At 70.4% G+C, this 21414-nt stretch carries 15 protein-coding genes; 7 read left to right on the top strand and 8 right to left on the bottom strand.

The features are described from left to right. Position 1: 1 nt before the first annotated feature. The 4 genes from LVY72_RS15385 to LVY72_RS15370 are packed head-to-tail and all read right to left on the bottom strand — an operon-like array spanning position 2 to position 5202. A complete protein-coding gene (locus LVY72_RS15385; RefSeq protein WP_237822425.1) occupies positions 2-1096 on the bottom strand; it encodes an isocitrate/isopropylmalate dehydrogenase family protein in 1095 nt (364 codons plus the stop codon). A 6-nt stretch (positions 1097-1102) separates the two neighbouring features. Then, the gene (locus tag LVY72_RS15380) at positions 1103-2584 is read right to left on the bottom strand and encodes an aldehyde dehydrogenase family protein (protein WP_237822423.1); all 1482 of its coding nucleotides are present in this window, start codon (positions 2582-2584) and stop codon (positions 1103-1105) included. Positions 2585-2604: 20 nt separating this feature from the next. Further along, positions 2605-3765, bottom strand: coding sequence for an acyl-CoA dehydrogenase family protein (locus LVY72_RS15375; protein ID WP_237822421.1), 1161 nt, complete (start codon positions 3763-3765; stop codon positions 2605-2607). A gap of 42 nt (positions 3766-3807) precedes the next feature. Beyond that, positions 3808-5202, bottom strand: a complete 1395-nt coding sequence (locus tag LVY72_RS15370) for an aminotransferase class III-fold pyridoxal phosphate-dependent enzyme (protein ID WP_237822419.1) — start codon at positions 5200-5202, stop codon at positions 3808-3810. Between the two features lie 102 nt (positions 5203-5304). Here LVY72_RS15370 and LVY72_RS15365 point away from each other — a divergent pair, with 102 nt between their 5' ends. Further along, positions 5305-6963, top strand: a complete 1659-nt coding sequence (locus LVY72_RS15365; RefSeq protein WP_237822417.1) for a PucR family transcriptional regulator — start codon at positions 5305-5307, stop codon at positions 6961-6963. Between the two features lie 4 nt (positions 6964-6967). Here the strand turns inward: LVY72_RS15365 and LVY72_RS15360 are convergent, their stop codons facing one another. Beyond that, on the bottom strand, positions 6968-8146 hold the full coding sequence (locus LVY72_RS15360) for a CaiB/BaiF CoA transferase family protein (RefSeq protein WP_237822415.1): 1179 nt from the start codon (positions 8144-8146) through the stop codon (positions 6968-6970). 400 nt (positions 8147-8546) lie between these two features. On the opposite strand from LVY72_RS15360, the gene LVY72_RS15355 reads away from it, so the two are divergent. Beyond that, entirely contained in the window at positions 8547-9431 is an 885-nt protein-coding gene (locus LVY72_RS15355; protein WP_237822413.1) for a hypothetical protein, read from the top strand. Here the strand turns inward: LVY72_RS15355 and LVY72_RS15350 are convergent. From LVY72_RS15350 to LVY72_RS15340, 3 genes are all read right to left on the bottom strand, one after another. Further along, entirely contained in the window at positions 9428-10771 is a 1344-nt protein-coding gene (locus tag LVY72_RS15350; protein ID WP_237822411.1) for a purine-cytosine permease family protein, read from the bottom strand. The genes LVY72_RS15355 and LVY72_RS15350 overlap by 4 nt on opposite strands. 212 nt (positions 10772-10983) lie before the next feature. Further along, complete coding sequence (locus tag LVY72_RS15345) at positions 10984-12981, bottom strand: hydantoinase B/oxoprolinase family protein (protein WP_237822409.1); 1998 nt, start codon at positions 12979-12981, stop codon at positions 10984-10986. Beyond that, positions 12978-15038 (bottom strand): hydantoinase/oxoprolinase family protein, encoded by a 2061-nt coding sequence (locus LVY72_RS15340; protein ID WP_237822407.1) that lies wholly within the window; start codon positions 15036-15038, stop codon positions 12978-12980. Before LVY72_RS15340 ends, LVY72_RS15345 begins: the two co-directional genes overlap by 4 nt. 169 nt (positions 15039-15207) lie before the next feature. On the opposite strand from LVY72_RS15340, the gene LVY72_RS15335 reads away from it, so the two are divergent. From LVY72_RS15335 to LVY72_RS15315, 5 genes are all read left to right on the top strand, one after another. Beyond that, complete coding sequence (locus LVY72_RS15335; RefSeq protein ID WP_237822405.1) at positions 15208-16815, top strand: helix-turn-helix domain-containing protein; 1608 nt, start codon at positions 15208-15210, stop codon at positions 16813-16815. Positions 16816-17076: 261 nt separating this feature from the next. Continuing rightward, positions 17077-18579 carry an APC family permease gene (locus LVY72_RS15330; protein WP_237822403.1) on the top strand — a complete coding sequence of 501 codons (1503 nt, stop codon included), beginning with the start codon at positions 17077-17079 and terminating at the stop codon, positions 18577-18579. A 56-nt stretch (positions 18580-18635) separates the two neighbouring features. Next, on the top strand, positions 18636-19844 hold the full coding sequence (locus LVY72_RS15325; RefSeq protein WP_237822401.1) for a cytochrome P450: 1209 nt from the start codon (positions 18636-18638) through the stop codon (positions 19842-19844). Positions 19845-19898: 54 nt separating this feature from the next. Then, positions 19899-20090, top strand: a complete 192-nt coding sequence (locus tag LVY72_RS15320) for a ferredoxin (RefSeq protein WP_237822399.1) — start codon at positions 19899-19901, stop codon at positions 20088-20090. A 12-nt stretch (positions 20091-20102) separates the two neighbouring features. After that, entirely contained in the window at positions 20103-21365 is a 1263-nt protein-coding gene (locus LVY72_RS15315; protein WP_237822397.1) for an NAD(P)/FAD-dependent oxidoreductase, read from the top strand. Positions 21366-21414: the final 49 nt, after the last annotated feature.

Raw genomic sequence — 21414 nt, 5'->3', positions numbered from 1 at the left:
GTCAGGGCCCTTTCGGTGGGTGCGCGCCGGACGGCACGTTGGTCTCGGGGGTGGGGCTTGCCAAGGCTGCGACGACGGCGGAGACCGTCCCGGCCAGTCCGCCGGCCGGGGTGCCGTCCCCGGCAAGCTGCACGCCGCCGCCGTCGAACGCCGCCGTGACGGCGCCGCGGAGGTCGGCGGCCGCGCCGGCTTCGCCCAGGTGGTCCAGCAGCATGGCCGCGCACAGCAGTTGCCCGGCGGGATTTGCCCGGTCCCGGCCGGCCAACGCCGGGGCGCTGCCGTGGGCCGGCTCGAAGTAGGCCGCGCCGTCGCCGACGTTGGCCGCCGGGCACATGCCCAGCCCGCCCACGGTGGCGGCGCCGACGTCGCTGAGGATGTCGCCGATGAAGTTCTCGGTGACGATCACATCGAACCGGCCCGGGGCGGCGACGAGTTCGTAGGCGGCCGCGTCGGCGTAGCGGTGTTCGGCCTCGACCTGCGGGAATTCCTCGGCAACCTCGTCGAAGATCCGGCGGAAGAAGGCGTAGCTGCGCAGCACGTTGGCCTTGTCCACGCACGTCACCCGGCGCACGCCGTCGGCTGGTGCGCCGCGGCGGGCGGCCGCGGCCGCAAAGGCCCGCCGCACGATCCGCTCGGTGCCCGCCCGGGTGACCAGCAGCTGGTCCACCATGGCATGGTCATTGCCGACGCCGTTGCCCCGGGAGGCGTAGAGCCCCTCGGTGTTCTCGCGCACGATCACATAATCGATCCGCCGGCCGCCCGGCAGCAGGGACCGGACGGGCCTCAGGTTCGCGTAGGCGTCCAGGCCGGTCCGCAGGATGCCGCCGAGCACCCCGGCCTCAAGCCCGTCCGGGGTGCGCACCTCGGGCAGGCCCACCGGCCCCTTGAGCGTGGCGTCGTAGCCGCGGATCCGTTCCAGCGCTGCCGCCGAGAGCGCGGTTCCGGTGCGCCGGTAGGTTCCGGCTCCGCCGTCCTCGCGGTGCCAGCGCAGCACGAAGCGGCCGCGCGCCGCGGTCTCGAGGACTGCGGCGGCGGCCGCCGTGAGTTCGGGGCCGATGCCGTCGCCGGGGATCAGCCCGAGGTGGTACTCGCGCACGGACCGTCAGGCGCCCGGAGTGTCGCCGCGCAGGTACACGGTGGTGGTGTGGGTGAAGAACTCCTTTGCGGCGCCGCCCTGTTCCTTGGGCCCGTAGCCGCTCTTCTTCGCCCCGCCGAACGGCACATGCGGGTCGGCGCCGGCGGATTCGGAGTTGATGTGCAGGATGCCCACGTCCAGGTCGTCGACAGCGTCCAGTGCGCGGGTGATGTCCTGGGTGAAGACCGCCGCGGAGAGGCCGAACTCGCTGTCGTTGGCCAGGCCGAAGGCTTCCTCGGCGCCGGCCGCGCGGCGCAGCGTGAGCACCGGGCCGAAGAATTCCTCCCGCCAGCCGGCGTTCGCGCCGTCGGAAACCTCGAGCACGGTCGGGGCGACGAAGGCACCTGCGGTCAGCGCATCGTCCCCGGCGGCGTCGAAGCTGCCGTCGCCGGTTCCGCCGCCGGCCACCACGCGCGCGCCCTGCTGCACGGAGGTGCCGATTCCGGCGAGGATGGACTTGCGGGCGGCCTCGTTGACCACCGGGCCCATGTGCACGGCCGGGTCCGTGGGATCGCCCACGGTCCAGGCGTCCAGCCGGGCGCGCAGCCGGTCCAGGAACTCGTCCGCCACCGTGTGGTCGACAATGAGCCGCGAGGTGGCGGTGCACTTCTGGCCGGTGGAACGGAAGGCGCCGAACATGACCTGTTCGGCGGCCAGCTCCAGGTCGGCATCGGCCAGCACCACGGCGGCATTCTTGCCGCCCATCTCCGCCTGCATCGGCACGCCGAGGGAGGCTGCCTGCCCTGCCAGCCGGCGGCCGACGCCGGTGGAACCGGTGAAGGTGAGCCCGTCCAGCTCCGGGTGGCCGACCAGTTCGTTGCCCATCGAGCCGGGGCCGATCAGCAGGTTCAGCACGCCGGCCGGCAGCCCGGCGGCGTCCAGGGCTTCGGCCAGGCGCATGGCCAGCAGCGGCACCGTGCTGGCCGGCTTCCAGACCACGGTGTTGCCGTAGGCCAGCGCCGGGGCGATCTTCCAGGCCGGGATGGCAATCGGGAAGTTGAACGGGGTGATCACCCCGACGACGCCGAGCGGCTTGCGGGTGACGAGGATCTTCTCGCCGCGGCGCGGGGAGGAGAAGATTTCCCCGGCCGTGCGGTCACCCTCGTTGCCGTAGTAGCGCAGGATCTGCGCCGCGCGCCGGACCTCGCCGGTGCCTTCGGCGGCGGTCTTTCCCTCTTCCCGGGCCAGTTCCAGGCCCCAGGCCATGGCATTGGACTCGAGCTGCGCGGCCGCGGCCAGGAGCACGGTGCCGCGCTCGTGCGCGGGGGTCCGGGCCCAGTCCCGGGCGGCGCGGCGCGCGGCGGCGACGGCGCGGTCCACCTCGGCGGCGCCGGCCTGCCGGCCGCTGGCGACCACTTCGGCGGGCCGGGCAGGATTGGCCGAGGTAAGCAGACCGCCGTCGCCTTCTACCCACTCGCCGGCGATGTAATGCTGCAGTCCGACAGTCATGTGCTTCTCCTACAGTGCCGTTAGCGGAAGGCGGGGATGCCGGTGATCTTGTTGCCCAGGATCAGGGTGTGGATTTCGTCGGTGCCTTCGTAGGTGCGCACGGATTCGAGGTTGTTGGCGTGGCGCAGCGGCGGGTAGTCCAGGGTGATGCCGTTGCCGCCGAGCATGGCGCGGGCGTCGCGGCAGATCTTGATGGCTTCGCGGCAGTTGTTCAGTTTGCCCACCGAGATCTGGTGGGGCTGCAGGGCCCCGGCGTCCTTGAGCCGGCCCAGGTGCAGGGCGAGCAGGAAGCCCTTGTTGATTTCCAGCGCCATGTTGACCAGCTTGGCCTGGGTCAGCTGGTAGCCGGCCAGCGGTTTGTCGAACTGCAGGCGCTCCTGCGCGTAGGCCAGGGCGGCCAGGTAGCTGTCCCGGGCCGCGCCCATGGCGCCCCAGATGATGCCGTAGCGGGCCTCGTTCAGGCACTCGAACGGACCGCGCAGGCCCTTGGCCTCGGGCAGCAGCGCCGAGGCGGGCAGGCGGACGTCGGTCAGCTCGATGTCGCACTGGATGGAGGCGCGCATGGACAGCTTCGGTCCGATCGGGGTGGCGGTGAAGCCGGGGGTGCCGGTGGGCACCACGAAGCCGCGCACGCCGTCCTCGGTCTGCGCCCAGATGATTGCGACCTTCGCCACCGAGGCCAGGCCGATCCAGCGCTTGGAGCCGTTGAGCACCCAGTCGTCCCCGTCGCGGCGGGCGAAGGTCTTCATGGCGCCGGGGTCCGAGCCGGCGGTGGGTTCGGTCAGCCCGAAGCAGCCGATCGCCTCACCTTTGGCCATGGCCGGCAGCCATTGGTTCTTCTGTTCCTCGGAGCCGTGCTTGTGGATGGCGCTCATCGCCAGCGAGCCCTGCACCGAGACGAAGGTGCGCAGCCCGGAGTCCCCGGCCTCCAGTTCCGCGGCGGCCAGGCCGTAGTCCACCGCGGAGCGCCCGGCGCAGCCGTAGCCGGTCAGGTGCATGCCCAGCAGGCCCAGCTTCGCCATTTCGGGGACGATCTCCAGCGGGAAGACCGCGTCCTCGTACCAGCCGGCAATATTGGGCTTGATCGCCGCGTCCACGAAGGAGCGGACGGAATCGCGCAGCGCGCGCTCCTCGTCGGAGAGCAGGGAATCGATGCTGATCAGGTCGAATTCTTCAGTCACGGTGATGTTTCCTCTTCGGGGTGGTCGGGGAACGACGGCGGGTTAGACGGCGGCCGGACCGGCGGCCGCGAGGATGGCCCCGCGCAGCACCTGCAGGCCGTCCGCGAGCAGCTCGGGGCCGATCACCAGTGGGGGCAGCAGCCGGATGATGTTGCCGTGGGTGCCGCAGGTCAGGGTCAGCACGCCCTGCGCGTGGCAGCGGGCGGAAACTTCCTTGGCAATATCGGCCCGCGGTGCGAGCGTGCCCGGCTCGGCGAATTCCACGGCGAGCATGGCGCCGCGGCCGCGGAACTCGGCCACCAGGCCGGTTTCCTGGACCAGCGGGGCCAGCGCTGCCCGGGCTGCGGCCTCGATGGCCCGGGCGTTCTCCAGCAGGGTCCCGTCCTCGAAGGCCTCGAACACGGCCAGGGCCGCCTCGCAGGCCAGCGGGTTGCCGGCGTAGGTGCCGCCCAGCCCGCCGGCGTGCACGGCGTTCATCAGCTCCGTGCGCCCGGTCACCGCGCTCAGCGGCACGCCGTCGGCCAGCGCCTTGGCGCTGAGCGTGATATCCCCGGCAACGCCCTCGTGCTCGCTGGCGAACAGGGTGCCGGTACGGCCCATGCCGGCCTGGATTTCGTCGATCACCAGCACAATGCCGTGCCGGTCCGCGATGGCCCGCAGGCCGGCCAGGAAGCCGGGCGCAGGGACCACGAAGCCGCCTTCGCCCTGGATCGGCTCGATCACCATGGCGGCGAAGTCCCCGGGCCCGTGTTCGGCCAGCGTGGCCTCGACACCGGCCAGTGCGGCGGCGGTCACGGACTCCGGGCCCTGGGCGGCGGCGGGGGAGCGCAGCGGGTTGGCCGAGGACGTCCGGACGATCTCGGCCGGGAACGGGCCGAAGTTCAGCTTGTAGGGGTTGACCTTGGCGGTCATCGCCATGGTCAGCAGGGAGCGGCCGTGGTAGGCCTCGTCGAAGACCAGGACCTTGTCGCGGCCGGTGGCGGAGCGGGCGATCTTGACCGCGTTCTCCACGGCTTCGGCGCCGGTGGAGAAGAGCGCGGTGCGCTTGTCGAAATCGCCGGGGGTGTGCTCGTTGAGCCACTTGGCCACCTGGGTGAAGGACTCGTATTCGGTGACCATGAAGCAGGTGTGCGTGAAGCGTTCCAGCTGGGCCGCGACGCGCTCGCGGACGCGCCGGTTGCTGGCGCCGATGCTGGTCACGGCGATGCCGGAGGCGAAGTCGATGATCCGGTTGCCGTCCACGTCCTGCAGGATGCCGCCGCCGGCCCGGTCGATGAAGACCGGCAGGGTCACGCCGAATCCGTCCGTCACGTGAGCCTGCCGTTGTGCATGCAGGGCCTGCGAGCGCGGGCCCGGGATGGCCGTGGCCAGGTGGCGGGACTGGGGGAGCGTGGCGGCGTCGGCCGCGGCGGGGGCGGTGGCCAGGGTTTCTGTCATGGGCACCACCGTAGACGGAGGGCAGCGGCCGGTCATTGGATGTCCTGACCAATAAAGGGCCGAGTTTCGGATAATCCGCATAAATTGATGCATAATCGGGCCATGGTTTCCCTCGCACACTTGTGCAGCCGCCTCGGCAGTTCGCTGCACCCCGCCGCGCCGGGCACGGTCTCCGGCCGGCAGCTCTCCGGCGTGCATATCTCCGAGCTGGAGGATCCGACCGCCTACCTCGAGGGCGGCGAGCTGCTGCTGACCACCGGCATCCCGCTGCGCGGCGCCGGCAGCCAGGCCAGCCGGGCGCAGACGGCGGCCTACGTGCACCGGCTCGCCGCACGCGGCGTGGCGGCGCTGGGCCTGGGCCTGGGCGAGGGGCTGGACGCCGTTCCGCCGGCGCTGGCCGAGGCCTGCCGGGCCGAAAGCCTGGAACTGCTGGTGGTGCCGGACGGCGTGCCGTTCATGGAAGTGTCCCGGGCCTTCTGGGACCTCGCGGCCCAGAGCGGCCAGGCGGACCTGATCGCCGGCCTGGGCACCCAGACGGCCCTGGCCCGCTCCGCGCTGCGGCCGGACGCGCTGCCCGCCGTCGTCAAGGGGCTGGCCCAGGCGCTCGGCGGCTGGGCCGCCTACCTGCCCGCCGACGGCGGCGCCGAAACCTTCTGGCCGACCGGCGCGGCATCCCTGGTGCCGCAGCTGCGGCAGGAAACCCTGCAGCTGAACCAGACCGGGGCGCCGTCGGCGGCAACCTTCGGCCTGCACGGCACGGCGGTGGTGGAGTACCCGATCCTGGTCGGCCGCCGGATCGAGGGGTTCCTGGCCATCGGCGCCGGGCGCACGCTGGCCAAGGCGGACCGGCAGATCATCCTCACCGTCTGCGTGCTGCTCTCGCTCAAGGCGCAGCAGCGTCAGGAACTGGAAGGCACCTCCGCCGCCCTCGGGGCAGCCGTCACGAAGCTGGTGCTGCGCGGCCACGTCGAAGCGGCGCGGCTGCTCACCGCGGATACCGGCCTGGGCATGCTGCCGGAGCGGGTGCGCGTGCTTGCGGTGCGCGGCGGCAGCACCGAGCGTCTGGGCGCGCTGGCCGGGACCGTGGCGTTACTGGCCGCGGATGAGGACGCCGCGGAACTGGCCGGGCTGCTGGCCGGGTGCCGGTTCCGGCTGGCCGAGGACGGGCTGGGCTGGTTCCTGCTGCCCGCGGCGCCGGCCGCCGGAAGCGGGGACGCGGCGGGCGGGGACCTCCCGGCCCGGCCGTGGCAGGAGTGGGGCTGGGACCAGGACGACTGGGAACAGGGCGAAACCGGTGCCGTCCCCGGCCCGCCGCGCGCCGCCGTCGGGCCCGGGACGGAAGGCCATGACCGGGCGCCGCAGACGCCGCGGTGGATGGCTGGCGACGGCGCGCCCCCGCACGGCGCGGCAGTCACCGAACCGCTGGCGCTGGCGGACGTGGCCGGCCGGGCCGCGGCCCTGCGGCAGGCCGCCCTGCAGGCTCCGGCCGGGAGGCTGGTGGGTACCGGCGGCGGCGCCGATGCGCTCGCGGACGCCTGGGCGGAACAGCTGGCCGGCTACGGGCGGGCCGACCTGCTGGGCACTGTCGCGGCCTACCTGCGCCGCCGCGGGCACTGGGAGGAAGCGGCGCGGGATCTGAACGTGCACCGCAACTCGCTGCGGCACCGGATGGCCGTGGCCGAGCGGCTCCTCGGGGTGAGCCTGGACGATCCGGACGCCGCGGCCCACCTGTGGCTGGCCTTGCGCCGCCGCGGGCTCTGAACGCTCAGCCGCGCAGCCAGCGGAGCACGCCTTCCGTGTGCTCGCCTAGGGCCGGCGGAGCCTGGGTGGGGGCCTGCAGCGGCGGTGTCCAGGTGATCGGATGGCGCACCTGCTTCCCGACGGTCCGGCCGGAGGCATCCTGCACCTCGATGACCGGGTCCAGGCCCAGGGAATCGGCATAGTCCAGGCCCTCGTCGATGCTGGCCACCTGCCCGGCCGGCACGCCGGCGCCGGTCAGCTTGTCCTGCCAGATGCGGGCCGGGGCGGCGGCCAGCGCCTGCTCGAGCAGCGGGACCAGGTCGCTGCGGTGGCGCACCCGGGCGCTGTTCGTTGCGAAGCGTTCGTCCGTGGCCAGTCCGGGGGCGCCGAGGATGTCGGCCAGCTTGGCGAACTGCCCGTCGTTGCCGCATGCGACCGCCAGCGGCCCGTCCGCGCACTCGAGCAGCTGGTACGGCACGATCGACGGATGCGCGTTGCCCATCCGGCCCGGGACCTGGCCGGCGCCCAGATAGGCCTGGGCCTGGTTGGCCAGCGCGCCCTGCAGGCTGGAGAGCAGATTCACCTCGAGATGGCTGCCGCGGCCGGTGGACTGCCGGGCGTTCAGCGCCGCGAGGATGCCGATCGTGGCGTCCTTGGCCGTGAGCACGTCCACCAGGGCGACGCCGGCCTTGTAGGGGGAGCCGTCCGCGTCGCCGGTGATGCTCATCAGCCCGCCCAGGGCCTGGACGATGAAGTCGTAGCCGGGCAGCTCGGCCCCGCCGGTGGAGCCGAAGCCGGAGATCGAGGCGTAGACCAGTCCCGGATTCAGCTCCGCGAGCTCCTCGTAGCCCAGCCCCAGTTTCGCCATGCCGCCGGGCTTGAAGTTCTCCACCAGCACGTCCGCGCGCCGGGCGAGCTCGCGGGCCAGGGCGCAGTCGGCCGGATCGGACAGGTCCAGGCAGACGGATTCCTTGTTGCGGTTCACGCTCTCGAAGTAGGTGGCGCCGGTGGCGGAGAAGGGCGGGCCCCAGCTGCGGGTGTCGTCGCCGGTGCCGGGGCGCTCAACCTTGACTACCCGCGCTCCCAGGTCCGCCAGGGTCATGGTGGCCAGCGGCCCGGCGAGCACGCGGGAGAAATCGGCGACGAGCACACCGTCCAGGGGACGCTGGCCGGACGACGGCGGGGGACTGGGCTGGGTAGGCATCGGCGCCCTTTCGTGCTTCGGGACTGTGCTTCGAAAATGTGCAGAGGACCGGACGGCGCAACCGCCGCCGGTTGCCGGACTGGCGTTCAGTGTAGGAAGGTCGCCCGGTGGTCCGCATTGGATGTCCGGACCCAAGGATGGACGGTTTGCACAAAGCGGGTGGCCCCGCCACGGCCCAGCATTGTCCTCCGCGCCCACGATTAGACCGCCCGGTACAGCTTTACGCTTCAAGCAACGCTCTGACCTGTGGTGATACCGAGACGCCATTTGAAAGCCGGGCGCGGAGGACGCGTGGCCGGCCGTGTTTGCTACCGGCAGGCACGGCAGACGGCGCGGGGCCGCCGTCGTCGCCCTTTCCATCCCGGCCTCCGGCGGCAGGCGGGGGACTAGGATTTTTCCCATGGAACGGGTGCCCCGCGGCTGCGCGGGCCGGCTGGATGACGGCGACGCCGAAAGCATCGCGGCACGGGCCATCCTGGACCGGCTGCAGGCCCTGGAGCCGCTGTGCGCCCGGAACACGGAGGCGGACGACTTCGAGCCGGGCTCTCCGCTGGCGCGGCTGGACGAGCGGTTCGCCGCCTCGCACAGCGTCAGCAGCCTGCTGCAGCAGTCCCTGGCCGCGGCGATGGATAACCTCCAGGCCCTGCGGCGGCTGCTGTTCGCCGAGGAGCCGGGCGGATCCGGTTGCTACCGGCTCTATACGAACGCACCCTACTCGCTGGTGCGCACGGTCATCGAGTGCGCGGCGACGGTGCTGTGGGCCCTGCTGCCCGAGCACGGGCGGGAACGCGCCCGGCGCAGCCTGGTGCTGATTGCCCGCGAAGTGTTCAACGCCGCGTCCTTCTGGGACACCTACCTGGAGGAATTCCACCCCGGGCAGCACGCCGGGGCCCGGGACTATTTCGACGGCCTGCGCCGGTCCGTCAACGAGTCGGCCCAGGCCATGGGCCTGCCGCCGATCTTCAGCCGGAAGGCGGACGGCAACTGGGGCTACGCCACGAAGAACCGCACCCAGACGGCGATCCTGAAAGACCTGCGCTCCGCCGGCGACGTGCCGGCGGAGCTGGTCTATGTCTGGCAGTTCTGCAGCGGCTATTCCCACGGGCTGGAGTGGGCCTCGGCCAACGGCGGCAGCTATCCGGATCCGTTCAGCGGCCCGGGCAGGGAACAGGCCCCGGCCGGCAGCATGGAGCAGCTGCGGCGCATGTGCGATGCCGCCTTCGACCTGGTTCCCCGGGCCTGGGCCATCTACGACATGCGCCGCCGCGCGTGGCCGCTGCTCTAGCCAACATGCTCCGGCAGCAGCGCCGTGCGCCTGCCGGTCGCCGTCCGGACGGCTGCATAGAGGCCGGCGGCGATGGCCGGGGTGGCCAGCGTGCCCACGATGCCGCCCCACGGCGCGCCGGACTGCACGAACGCAATGCCGATGGCCGCCGAACCCAGCCAGGCAGCAATTCCGGCCGGGTTGGCGGCCGCGAAGACCCGGTCCGGCAGGGCACCCGGCTCGGCGGCGGCCCCGCTGCGCCGGTCCATCGCGATGTGGGCCAGGGCGATGGCGACCCAGCCGGTGACCATGACGCCCTGCCACGTGAGGGCCAGCAGCAGGTAGTCCACCACCGGCAGCAGCATCAGCAGGAAGATGAGCGCGCCAGTGACAGCGGCCCAGACGGCGGCCGGAGCGCGGAAGCGCAGGGTCCGCTCCAGGAACTCCTTGAGGTTCGAGATTCCGAGGGCGTAGTTGGCGGTGTTGATCCGGGTCTGCGAGACGAAGACCACCAGCAACCCCAGCGGCCCCATCAGCTGGACCAGTCCGGCGGCCACGCCGGTTTCGGTGGCGTCCAGCCCCGGGATGGTGAAGGTCAGGAAGATGCCGATCAGCGCGTTGACGCCGAAGGCGAGCGTGTAGAAGAGCCAGCCGAAGGTGTAGCGCTGGTGGAACGCGGTGTCCGTCGGCTTGCCGAGGGCAGCGAAGTCCATGGTGTACATCATCATGATCCACACGCCCATGTAGGCGGCGAAGGTGGCCAGCCAGCCGGGGCCGCCCGCGGCGAAGGGCAGCGGACCGGTGCTGTGCGTCAGCCAGTTGCTGGTGAAACCGTGCGCGGCGCCGGCCCAGACCACGGCGGCAGCGAGGCCGCCCCAGTAGAGGGGCAGCAGCCAGCCGTTGATCTTGTCCAGCCAGCGGCGGATGCCGCCGGCTACCAACGGCGTGGTGTAGAGGACGACGGCGGCATACCACAGCGGCATCGGTCCGCCGAACTGGGCCTGGAAGGCGAAGGCCAGGATGGAACCTTCGAAAACCGCATAGTAGACGGCGGTGGCGGCGAAGATGAGGGTCGCCAGCAGGGCGCCGGTCCGTCCGAGCAGGCTGCGGGAGAACTGGCTGACCGTCAGTCCGTGCCGCAGCGCGTAGGCGGAGAGGACGCGGTTGACGGCGCCAAAGACCGCGATGGTCAGGACCAGGCCGATGATGGCATCGACGGTGCCATAGGCCTGGGCGAGGGCGGCACCGATGTAGACGAAGAACATCGCACTGACCAGGCCGTACCAGGCCATCGAGAGCGAGCCCTTGCTCATTTGTGCGGCGTCGGGAGAATGCAGCTGGGTATGGTCGGTGGTGGTCATGTCAACTCCGGATGAGGGCAGGAACGAGCATGAAAAGGGCGCGGCGGCAGGAAGTACCGTCGCCGGGAAACGAGGAAACCGGGAAACCGGGAAAACTGCAGCGAAGCAGGCCAGGGCCGCGGAAGGCGGGCGGAAACGGCCGGCCAGGGACGGACCGGGCCGCCGTCGTCGGCAGACGCCTCAGGGTGGCTGCCGACGACGGCGCGGGGCGGCTACTGCCAGTGGGCGGCGGACCGGCGCTGCATCAGCTCCCGGTACTGGGCCGTGGTGGTGGGGTAGAGTTCGCCGGTGCCCCAGTCGAGGATGACGCCGTGCCGGCGGATGACGTCCAGCATCGGCAGTTCGCCGCTGCGGTAGCGTGCGGCCACAGTCTCGGCATCATCGCTGAGCCAGCCGGGGCGCAGGGTGCGGATCTCGGTGCGCAGCGCTTCGGTTGCCTCGACGTCGATCTCGAACCGGTCCAGTTCCGGATCGATCCCGCGGATGACCACGCCGTAGTCCTTCGCGGCCCGCTCCAGCGACACATAGCCGTCGATGACGTCCTCCAGGACTTCCTCGGGGCCGCGTTCGAGCGGATCGCCGTAGCCGCCGCCGCCCGCGGAGGGGCGGGTGAACGCGTCTCCCGAGGCGACGGGCACGGACGAGAAATTGGAGCCGAGGAAGCGTTCGTCCGCCGTCCCCTTGTTCAGCCATACCCCGTGCGGGATGGACGGCAGCCCGCCCTCGATACCCCAGGTGATCGACCGGGCGCGGTCGCAGCAGTAGCTCATCACCGTGCTGACGGCATCCGTGAGGATGCCGCCCTTTTCGATCCCGCAGCCGCCGCGGTGGCGGCCCGGGCCGCCGGAATCGACGGCGATCGCGTGCATGGTGGTCAGCACGGGGGAGAGGCGTTCCTGGCCTTCGACCGGCTGCACCGCCAGGCCCGGCCCGAAGACCGGCGCGGTGGCTCCGGCGCCGTCCTTGGAGGCCCGGCCGCCCCAGCCGCCGGCCATCCAGTCGTACCACATGAAGTACGGGTTGCCGGCGTCGCGCGCGTCGCGCCCGCCCACCAGCAGGTACTCGAGGTTGAAGGCGCAGGCCATGGCACGCTCGGGCATGATCCGGGACCACAATTCGAAGATGCCGTTCATCAGCTTCTCGTACGGTCCGGAACAGAAGCCGGTGACGGCGTGCGGCCAGCCCGCATTGACCACGGTGCCTTCGGGGCCGATCTCGGCGGTGACCGCGGCGTAGAACCCGGAATTCAGCGGCACATCGGGGAAGAATGTCTTGGTGCCTGCATAGATGGCCGAAAAGGTGGTGCCGTAGCCGGAGTTCAGGAAGGTCTCCACGGCCGGCGCCGAGCCAGTGAGGTCGTAATGGATGCCGCTGCCGTCCAGCATCAGCTTGATCCGGATCGGTACCAGCCCCTCGCCCTTGCCCGGGTCGAAGTCGATGTAGTCGACGGTCTCCCACTCCCCGCGCGGCAGCGATTCCAGGCGCCGCAGCACGGTGCGCTCGACGTAGTCCTGGGTCTCCTGCATTGCGGCGACCACGGTGTCCTTGGAGTACTTTCCGACCAGGCGCAGGACCTCGCGCTCGCAGACCGCGGTGGCCTCGGACTGTGCGTGCAGGTCGCCCATGGCCTGCTGCGGCGCCCGCGTGTTGGAGACCAGCAGCTGTGCGACGTCGTGCAGGAAGACGCCCTTGCTCCAGATCCGCACCGGGGTGATGCGCAGGCCCTCGCCGAAGTGCTCCTTGGCGTTGACGTCGAAGGAGCCGGGGACGTTGCCGCCGATGTCCGCCCAGTGTCCCTTGTTCTGGGCGAAGGCGATGACCTCTCCCTCGGAGAAGATCGGGCGGATGAAGCTGACGTCGTTGAAGTGGGTGCCGCCGCGGTACGGGTCGTTGATGGCGAAGACATCGCCCGGGTGGATGTCGGAGCCGAATTCCTCCAGCACCGCCTGGCACTGGAAGTGCAGCGTGCCCACGTGCACCGCGATGTCGCCGCTGCCCTGCATGACGGTGTTGCCGCGGGCATCGCAGAGCGCGGAGGAGAAGTCGCGCGAATAGATGACGAAGGAGTAGCAGGTGCGCAGGATCTGCTCGCTCATCAGGTCGACGCTGGTGGCGAAGGCATTCTTGAGGACCTCGAAGGTCACCGGGTCAAGGCCCGACGGCGCTTGCCGCCCGGGTGCTGTCGAGGGCGCCAGCGTGGTGTCGGTCATTTGCTTTCCTCCTGCTCGAGGCGGCGGTGGGTCAGATGGATCCGGATGTTCAGCCATTCGTCGATCTCCGCCACGGTGTCCGGCGGGATTACGGTGGTCGAATCCAGTTGGTTGACGATGGCCGGCCCGGCGAACGTGGCGCCGGCGGGCAGGCTGTCCCGGTTGTAGACGGGGGTCTCGAGCCAGCCGTCCGGACCGAAGTACACCGAACGGTGCGATCCGGGCTCTCCCGGACCGCCTGGCCGGAGCTCGGCCGGCCGGAAGCTGGGCTTGGGGGTCTTGCCGACGGCGGTGAGCTGGAGTTGGTAGATCTCCACCGGCTGGGAATCCTGGCGGAACGCGAATTCCTTTTCGTGCTGCTGGTGGAAGGTGTCGATGGCGGCGGCGAGGGCGCCGGGGCCGGAACCGATCGGGACCGAAAGGGAGCGCCACTGGCCGTGGTAGCGCATGGAGATGATGCGCTGCAGGACCGAGTCCTCCTCGCTGACCCCTTCGTGCCGCAGGCGTGCGGTGGCGTCCGCCTCCAGCGAGCGGTACGTGGCCTCGAGGTCCTCCTCGTCCGCGGTGGCTGCCAGTGCCGTGTACATGGTGGACAGGTCGTGCCGGATGTCCACCAGCAGACAGCCCAGTGCCGAGGTCACCCCGGGGTTGGGCGGGACGACGACGGTGGGAATGTTCAGTTCCCGTGCCACCTCCGCGCCGTGCAGGGCGCCGGCCCCGCCGAAGGCGATCAGCGCGAAGTCGCGCGGGTCGTAGCCCCGGCGGATGGAAATCAGCCGGACGGCGTCGGCCATGTTGGCATTGGCCACCTGCAGGACGGCGTGGGCCGCCTCCTCCTCCGTCATCCCCAGCGGCTCGGCGATGACGCGGTTGACCGCCTTGCGCGCGAGTTCGCGGTCCAGCATCTTGGCGCCGCCGGCCAGGTCGGTACCGAGCCGGTTGAGCAGCACGTTCGCGTCGCAGTTGGTGGGTTCTTCGCCGCCGGTGCCGTAGCAGGCCGGGCCGGGATCCGCACCCGCCGACTGCGGGCCGTTGCGCAGCGAGCCGGCAATGTCGATGTGGGCCAGCGAGCCGCCGCCCGCGCCGATGGTGAGCACTTCGATGCTGGGGAAGACGATGGGGTGGCCGTATTCGACCTGCCACTCCTTGGTGATGCGTAGTTCCCCGCCGGAGACCAGCGCGATGTCGGTGGACGTACCGCCCATGTCCAGCCCCACGGCGTTCTCGTAGCCGCACTGCTGGGCCACATGCTTGGCGGCTATGGCGCCGGCGGCAATGCCCGACGCCGCGAGCCGGACCGGGTAGCGCTTGACCATGCGCGGGGTCATGGATCCGCCGCCCGAATGCAGCAGCAGCAGGTCCCCGGCATAGCCTCCGTCTTTGAGCTGTTCGGCCAGCCGGTCCACGTAGCCGGTCACCAGCGGGGCCAGGACCGCGTTGGACACGGCGGTGTTGAACCGGTCATGTTCGAAGATTTCGGGCAGGATCTCGGCGGAGGTGGAGACGGTGGCCTCCGGGATCTCCTCTTCCAGGATCCGGCGCATGCGGACCTCGTTGTCCGCATTGGCATAGGAATTAAGGAAGCACACGGCGATCGTGGTGGCACCGCGCTTGCGCAGCAGCGCCGCGAGCCTGCGGGCCTCATCCTCGTCCAGCGGGGTCACGATGTTGCCGGCGTAATCGGTGCGCTCGGTGACTTCGAAGCGGTCGCGCCGGCGGATGTAGGGGCCGGTGACGTCGTTGTAAGCATCCCAAAGATCATCCTTGGTGCCGTCGCGGATTTCGATCACGTCGCGGAAGCCGCGGGTGGTCACCATGGCGGCGGCGGGGAAGTTCCGGGTGATCAGGGCGTTGGTGGCGACGGTGGTTCCGTGGGAGAACAGCGAGACGTCTGCCAGGTCGATCCCGGCCCGGGCGACGCCGTTCATCACGGCGATCATGGGGTCGGCGGGAGTCGAGGGCACCTTGGTGACCCGCATGCTCTGGGTTTGTTCATCGAAGATGCAGACGTCGGTGAATGTTCCGCCGACGTCGACGGCGACTCGTACATTGGCCATCTGAGTGTTCCTCCAGACGTGGATTCGGGTAGCCATAAGGTTCCGCTGTGACGCAAGTCGCTGTCACTGGCAGAATTGAAAATGCTCACACGGCCGGTTGTGATTTTTACAATCCGGTGCCCTGACCGGGGCCGATCCGGCATGTGGCCGGCTGTTTCCAGGAGGTAAATTGATCGACGCCCGCGGTTCGGTTCCCTTTTTGACGCTCGGCGAGATCGCCGCGGCACCCTCCCTGAAGGTGGCCGCGGTGGTGGCAGGGGACCCCGCACGCAGCATCACGGGAGCACACACCAGCGAGATCCACGATCCCGGCCGGTGGTTCGAACCGGGTTCCATCATGCTGACCACCGGGCTGCGGTTCGTCGGCGCCGAGGACGACGCCGGGCTGGCACAGCATCTGGTGGCCAGCCTGCGCGGAGCGGGCGTTGCGGCATTGTTCTTCGGTGTCGGGGTGTACTTCGACCGGGTGCCGGTCACCCTGGTGGCGGCCTGCCGGGCCGGCGCGTTCCCGCTGTATACGGTCGCAGCCGAGGTGCCCTTCTATGTGGTGGAGAACTTCGTCAACCAGTCCAAGGTGTCCCCGGACTCGTACCAGCTCAAACGCGCCATGCGCCTGACCAACGACCTGCTCGAGGCCATGTCCCACGAGGACCCGACCCGGGCGCTGATCTCCAGGCTCGGGGCGACGTGCCGCGGGACCGCCGTGCTGTATGAGGAGTCCGGCCGGGTGGTCGAATCGACGGGCGAGGGTCCCGTCCACCTGATCTGGAATGAAGTGCAGCACGGCGCAGGCGCAGGGGCCTTCGACGTCGGCCGCTGGAAGGTGATGGCCCGGCCGCTGGTGCTGCGCGGCAACGGCTACCGGCTGGCGGTAGCCAGCCGCAATGCCGGCGTCGTGGAGGACCTGGGCGAGGTGCTCCTGGAAACCACCCAGCGCCTGCTCGGAGCGATCAGCGGGATCAACCAGCTGGCGATGTCGCGGGAACGCCATGAAGGCATCCAGCTGCTCACTGCGCTGCAGGACGGCATCCCCGGGTCCCGGGAGCTGCGTTTCTGGGAGCGCATGAGGCCCTTCCGCTTCGAGCCGTACACCAGGCTCCGGGCAGCTGTGGCACAGGGACTGGACAACGCGCCTTTGCCGCCGGCACTGGTTCCGCGGCTGCTCGAGTATGCGGGACGGAGCGGCCTGGGGCTGCTGCTGGCCGAGAGCGGGCGGACCCCGGAGAGCCCGCCCGGTTTCCAGGCAGTGGTCAGCGAATCGGCGGTACTGGACGGCTGGCTCCAGCTGTTCCGGGGCGAAGCCTCGATCGGGCTGTCCGAACCCTACGGTGACCTGGCCGCCACTCCCGAAGCCTTCCGGGAGGCCGAAACCGCCGCGGGGATTGCGCGCCGGGCGGCAGCCTCGGGCGCGGGCCGGGAGGCCGGTATTGTCCGGCTCGACGAAGTGGATCCGGTGTCCTGGCTGCTGGCCCGCCGGGACTCCCCGCGGGAGGCGGACAAGCTGGCGCGTTATGTCGACGCGCTGCGCCGGGACCCCGGGCTGCTGCGGACCGTCGTGCGCTATCTGGCGATGGACATGGATGTCGCGCGCACCGCCGAATCCCTTTTCCTGCACGGCAACACCGTGCGCTACCGCCTGCGCAAGGCCGAGGAGCTGGTGGGCGGCAGGCTGTCGGAGGCCGCGGTGGTGGCGAACCTCTACCTGGCCCTGCAGGAGGAGATCGCCGCCGAGCACGCCGCCCGGGTTCCGGGGGACCGGATCGATAAAATCTTTTAGAAACAAAGGTTTTCGCCGAGTTTACCGCAGGCGTGTCCCGCGTCATATTCGCCCAAACAGCCGTCGCCTAGCCTTGGATTTGCCGGTATTTAGCCAGCGCTGCCGGTGCCGGCAAAAGTTCTCCGATGAAACCTCTTGCCAATAAAAACATTCACAAATACAGTTTTTACGTGACGCGCCTCACGTGGCGTGCATCACCGAGGTGGAACCGGGGCTTCCGCCGGAACCGCAAGCTTACGACCTTCCTCCTGAAGGAGTTCAATGTCCGCCGAAATGACCCGTCCGGCCTCCGGGCCGATGCTCGACGAGGATGCCGAGCATCTTGCCTCGCTGGGCTACACGTACGATTCGCAGTTCAAGCGCGAGATGACCTTCTGGGGCAACGTGTCCCTGGGCTTCACCTACCTCTCCCCGGTGGTGGGCATCTACTCGCTGTTCGCAGCGTCGCTGGGCGTCGCCGGCCCGCCGATGTTCTGGTCGCTGATCATCGTCGGCGCCGGGCAGCTCCTGGTGGCCACCGTGTTCGGCGAGGTCGTCTCCAACTACCCCGTGGCCGGCGGCGTCTACCCGTGGGCACGGCGGCTGTGGGGCCGCAAGTGGGGCTGGATGAACGGTTGGGTCTACCTGTGCGCCCTGCTGGTCACTATTGCCAGCGTTGCCTACGGGGCCGGGCCGTACCTGAGCGGGCTGCTGGGCATGGAAAGCAACGTGGACTCCACCATCGTCGCAGCGCTGCTCGTCATTGCGCTGGCCACCGTGCTGAACCTGGGCGGGACGAAGATCCTGAACAAGGTCGCCATGCTCGGCCTGATCGCCGAACTTACCGGGGCGCTGGTGGTCGGGATCTGGCTGATGATCGCCGCCCGCCACCATGACCTGAGCGTGCTGTTCCAGAGCTTCGGCGCCGGGGAGGGCAGCGACTACTTCATCGCGTTCGCCGCCGCCGGCCTGATCGGCATTTACCAGTACTACGGCTTCGAGGCCTGCGGCGATGTGGCCGAAGAGGTTCCGAACCCGGGCCGGACCATTCCCAAGGCCATGCGGATGACCATCTACATCGGCGGTTTCGCGGCGATGTTCGTCTGCCTCTCGCTGATCCTGGCCGTGCCGGACTTCGGCGCCGTGATCTCCGGTGCGGACGCGGACCCTGTCGGCAACGTGCTGGCCTCGGCCTTCGGCCCGGTCGGCGTCAAGGTGGTCCTAGCCGTCGTGATGATCTCCTTCGTCTCCTGCGTGCTGAGCCTGCAGGCCGCCACCAGCCGGCTGGCCTACTCCATGGCCCGCGACGGCATCCTGCCGGCCAGCCGCCTGCTGAGCAAGTTCAGCGAGTCCCGTCACGTGCCCCCGTACGCGCTGCTGGTCGCCGGCCTGGTCCCGGCCCTGATCGTGCTCGGCTCGAAGGTTTCCTCGGACGCGCTGGTGGCCATCATTTCCTTCGCGGCGATGGGCATGTACATGGGCTTCCAGATGGTGGTCCTGGCCGCCCTGCGGGCCCGGCTGAAGGGCTGGAAGCCCCGCGGCGCGTTCCAGCTGGGCAAGTGGGGCGTTCCGGTCAACATCGCAGCCCTCGTCTGGGGCGTGCTGGGCATGGTGAACATGGCCTGGCCGCGCACCCCGGATGTGCCCTGGTACGACAACTACATCGTCCTGATCTCCGCCGTCTCCGTGGTGGCCGTCGGCCTGGTCTACATGGCCTGGAAGAAGCCGTACCTGCGCGGTGACGCCCCCGCCGCGGACGCTGTGCCAGCCGCAGCCACCTCCTGAGCGCCGCCCGCCCGCCGGCCGCACCCTTCCCCTCCGAGCAAGAAAAGGTTCCCACCATGAGCACACCTACTATCAACGTGCCCGACGTCCCGTACCTGGACATTTCGGATCCGTCCTTCGCCATGCAGTCCGAGGCGCTGCGCAGCGCCCGCGAGCAGAGCTGGTATGCCCGGACCAACTTCGGGCTCGCCGTCCTGCGCTACGACGAGGTCAGCAAGCTGCTCAAGAGCCCGCAGCTGATCCAGGGCAGCGCCAAGTGGCCGGCCCACAACGGAGTCCACGGCGGGCTCTTCTACGACTGGTGGACCAAGAACCTGCTGGTGCTCGAGGGCGAGGACCACCACCGGATCCGCCGCCTGCTCAACCCGGCCTTCTCGCCGCGGCTGATCAAGGAGCTGGTGCCCCGGTTCCAGGAACTGGCCAACGAGCTGGTGGATGCGTTCATCGAGGCGGGCGAGTGCGAGTTCGTCCGGGACTTCGCCGAACCGTACGCCACCCGCGTGCTGACCATCCTGCTCGGGATCCCGGAGAGCGAATGGCCGAAGATCGCCCGGCTGGCCTCCACCGTGGGCCTGGCCCTGGGCGTGACGTTCAAGCAGGACCTGGACAAGGTCGAGGCCGCCGTCGCCGAGCTGTACGAGTACGCCGAGGAACTGATCAAGGACCGCCAGGCGGACCCGGGCGAGGACTTCGTCTCCCGCCTGGTGCTGGCCAACCGGGACGGGGACCGGCTCAGCGACGAGGAGCTGCGCAATGCGCTGGTCCTGCTGATTTTCGGCGGCATGGACACCACCCGCAACCAGCTGGGCCTGGCCATGCAGTCCTTCATGCGCAACCCGGAGCAGTGGGAACTGCTGGCCCGGCGCCCGGACCTCGGCGGCAAGGCCGTGGAGGAGGTCATGCGGACCAACCCCACGGTCACCTGGGTGACCCGCGAGGCGGTGGAGGACTTCACCTACCAGGGCCTGTTCATTGAAAAGGGCACCACCGTCCACCTGTTCACCCAGTCCTCCGGCACGGACCCGCGGGCCTTCCCGGACCCCGGGATGGACCTGCTCGGCGAGCATGCCCCGCACTACGGTTTCGGCGGCGGCGTCCACCACTGCCTCGGCCACTTCGTGGCCCGCGCGGACATGAGCGAGGCGCTGCCGCTGCTGGCCCGGCGGCTGGCCGATCCGCACCTGGCCGGCGGAGACGAGTGGCTGCCGGATTCCGGCAACACCGGACCGGTCCGCCTGCCGATCGCCTTCACCAAGCGCGCCTGAACCGGCCCGCCCCAGACCCACATACCTGAGCACTACCGGAAAGCAGGACCTGTCATGAACACCATCGACGTAGACCGCAGCCTCTGCGACAACCACGGCCAGTGCGCCATTGCCGCCCCGGCGGTCTTCCGGATGAACGCGGAGGGCATCCTCGAATACGAGGCAACCGTCGAGGACGCCCTGCTGGACGAGGTGGAGGAAGCCATCGACGTCTGCCCGGTCCAGGCCATCTTCCTGAAGAACTGACGGAGTGTGGCCATGGCCCGCAGGATCATTGTGGCCGGCGCCTCCATGGGCGGGCTGCGCGCAGCCGAGCAGCTGCGGGCGGCCGGCTGGGACGAGGAGATCGTCGTCGTCGGCGACGAGGCCCACCCGCCCTACAACCGGCCGCCGCTGTCCAAGGAGCTGCTCGCCGCCCCGGGCAGCGCCGAGGAGGCCCTGGCCTCCGTATTGCTGCGGCAGCGCCGCAGCGCCGCGGACATCCAGTGGCGGCTCGGCACCGCGGTAGCCGCCGCTGACCTGGCCGCCCGCACCGTGACGCTGGCCGGCGGCGAAGAACTGGCCTACGACGGCCTGGTCGTCGCCACCGGGCTGCGCCCGGCCCGGGTTCCCGTGCCCGGACCGCGGCACGGCCGCCACGTCATCCGCCGCCTCGAGGATGCTCTCGGACTGCACCGGGAACTGGCCCCCGGCGCCCGCGTCGTCGTGGTCGGCTCCGGCTTCATCGGGTGCGAAGCAGCAGCCACTGCCGTCTCGCTCGGCTGCCGCGTGACGCTGGTCGAAGGCTCCGGCGGCCCGATGGAACGGCCCCTCGGCAAGCGGCTGAGCGACGGTGTCCGCAGCTTCCTGCGGCGCCGGGGCGTGAAGTGCGTGCCGCAGCAGCGCGTGGTGGAGTTCCTGGCGGGGGATGCCGCGGGCGGGTACGACGACGGCACGCACCTGCGGTGCGCCGGCGTCCGGCTCGCGGACGGGACCGAGGTTCCTGCCGACGTCGTGATCGAGGCCGTCGGCTCGCACCCGAACACCGAATGGCTGAGGGGCAACGGCCTGGACCTCTCCGACGGCGTGCTCTGCGACGGCTCGCTGCGCGTCGTCGGCGCCGGCCATGTGGTGGCCGTGGGCGACATCGCCCGCTACCCGGACCGCCGCACCGGCACCGGAGCCCGCCGGGTGGAGCACTGGGCCACGCCGGCCGATACCGCCAAGATCGCCGCCCCCGCCCTGGTGGCGGGACTCAACGGGACCGGGGCACCGGAACCGGCGGCACCGCTGCCCTCCTTCTGGACGGACATCTTCGCGGTCCGTATCCAGGGCGTGGGCAGCCCGGCGCCCGCGGACCGGATCGACGTCCTCGAAGGGGACCCGGACCGGCCCGAGGACGGTGCGGCGCTGGGCTACTACCGCGCCGGCCGGCTGATCGGCGCGGTCACCTCCGCACTGCCCGCGGACAAGCAACTGCACTACCGCAGGCTCGTCACCGACGCCGGCATCCCCGCAGATTCCCGGCTGGCCGCCGTCTAGGACGGCACCGGCCACAGCACAACCTGGACAAGCCTAGAAAGAAGACCGA

The organism is Arthrobacter hankyongi (assembly GCF_022012395.1).
In the GTDB taxonomy this organism is placed as follows: domain Bacteria; phylum Actinomycetota; class Actinomycetes; order Actinomycetales; family Micrococcaceae; genus Crystallibacter; species Crystallibacter hankyongi.
Note: the sequence above shows the minus strand (reverse complement) of the source record. Positions and strands in the feature narration are given on the sequence as shown.

Excerpts from the sequence above, each read along its gene's own strand:
- LVY72_RS15380 (WP_237822423.1), bottom strand. The coding sequence starts at position 2,584 with ATGACTGTCGGACTGCAGCATTACATCGCCGGCGAGTGGGTAGAAGGC.
- LVY72_RS15370 (WP_237822419.1), bottom strand. The coding sequence starts at position 5,202 with ATGACAGAAACCCTGGCCACCGCCCCCGCCGCGGCCGACGCCGCCACG.
- LVY72_RS15365 (WP_237822417.1), top strand. The coding sequence starts at position 5,305 with ATGGTTTCCCTCGCACACTTGTGCAGCCGCCTCGGCAGTTCGCTGCAC.
- LVY72_RS15360 (WP_237822415.1), bottom strand. The coding sequence starts at position 8,146 with ATGCCTACCCAGCCCAGTCCCCCGCCGTCGTCCGGCCAGCGTCCCCTG.
- LVY72_RS15355 (WP_237822413.1), top strand. The coding sequence starts at position 8,547 with ATGGAACGGGTGCCCCGCGGCTGCGCGGGCCGGCTGGATGACGGCGAC.
- LVY72_RS15350 (WP_237822411.1), bottom strand. The coding sequence starts at position 10,771 with ATGACCACCACCGACCATACCCAGCTGCATTCTCCCGACGCCGCACAA.
- LVY72_RS15345 (WP_237822409.1), bottom strand. The coding sequence starts at position 12,981 with ATGACCGACACCACGCTGGCGCCCTCGACAGCACCCGGGCGGCAAGCG.
- LVY72_RS15340 (WP_237822407.1), bottom strand. The coding sequence starts at position 15,038 with ATGGCCAATGTACGAGTCGCCGTCGACGTCGGCGGAACATTCACCGAC.
- LVY72_RS15330 (WP_237822403.1), top strand. The coding sequence starts at position 17,077 with ATGTCCGCCGAAATGACCCGTCCGGCCTCCGGGCCGATGCTCGACGAG.
- LVY72_RS15325 (WP_237822401.1), top strand. The coding sequence starts at position 18,636 with ATGAGCACACCTACTATCAACGTGCCCGACGTCCCGTACCTGGACATT.
- LVY72_RS15320 (WP_237822399.1), top strand. The coding sequence starts at position 19,899 with ATGAACACCATCGACGTAGACCGCAGCCTCTGCGACAACCACGGCCAG.
- LVY72_RS15315 (WP_237822397.1), top strand. The coding sequence starts at position 20,103 with ATGGCCCGCAGGATCATTGTGGCCGGCGCCTCCATGGGCGGGCTGCGC.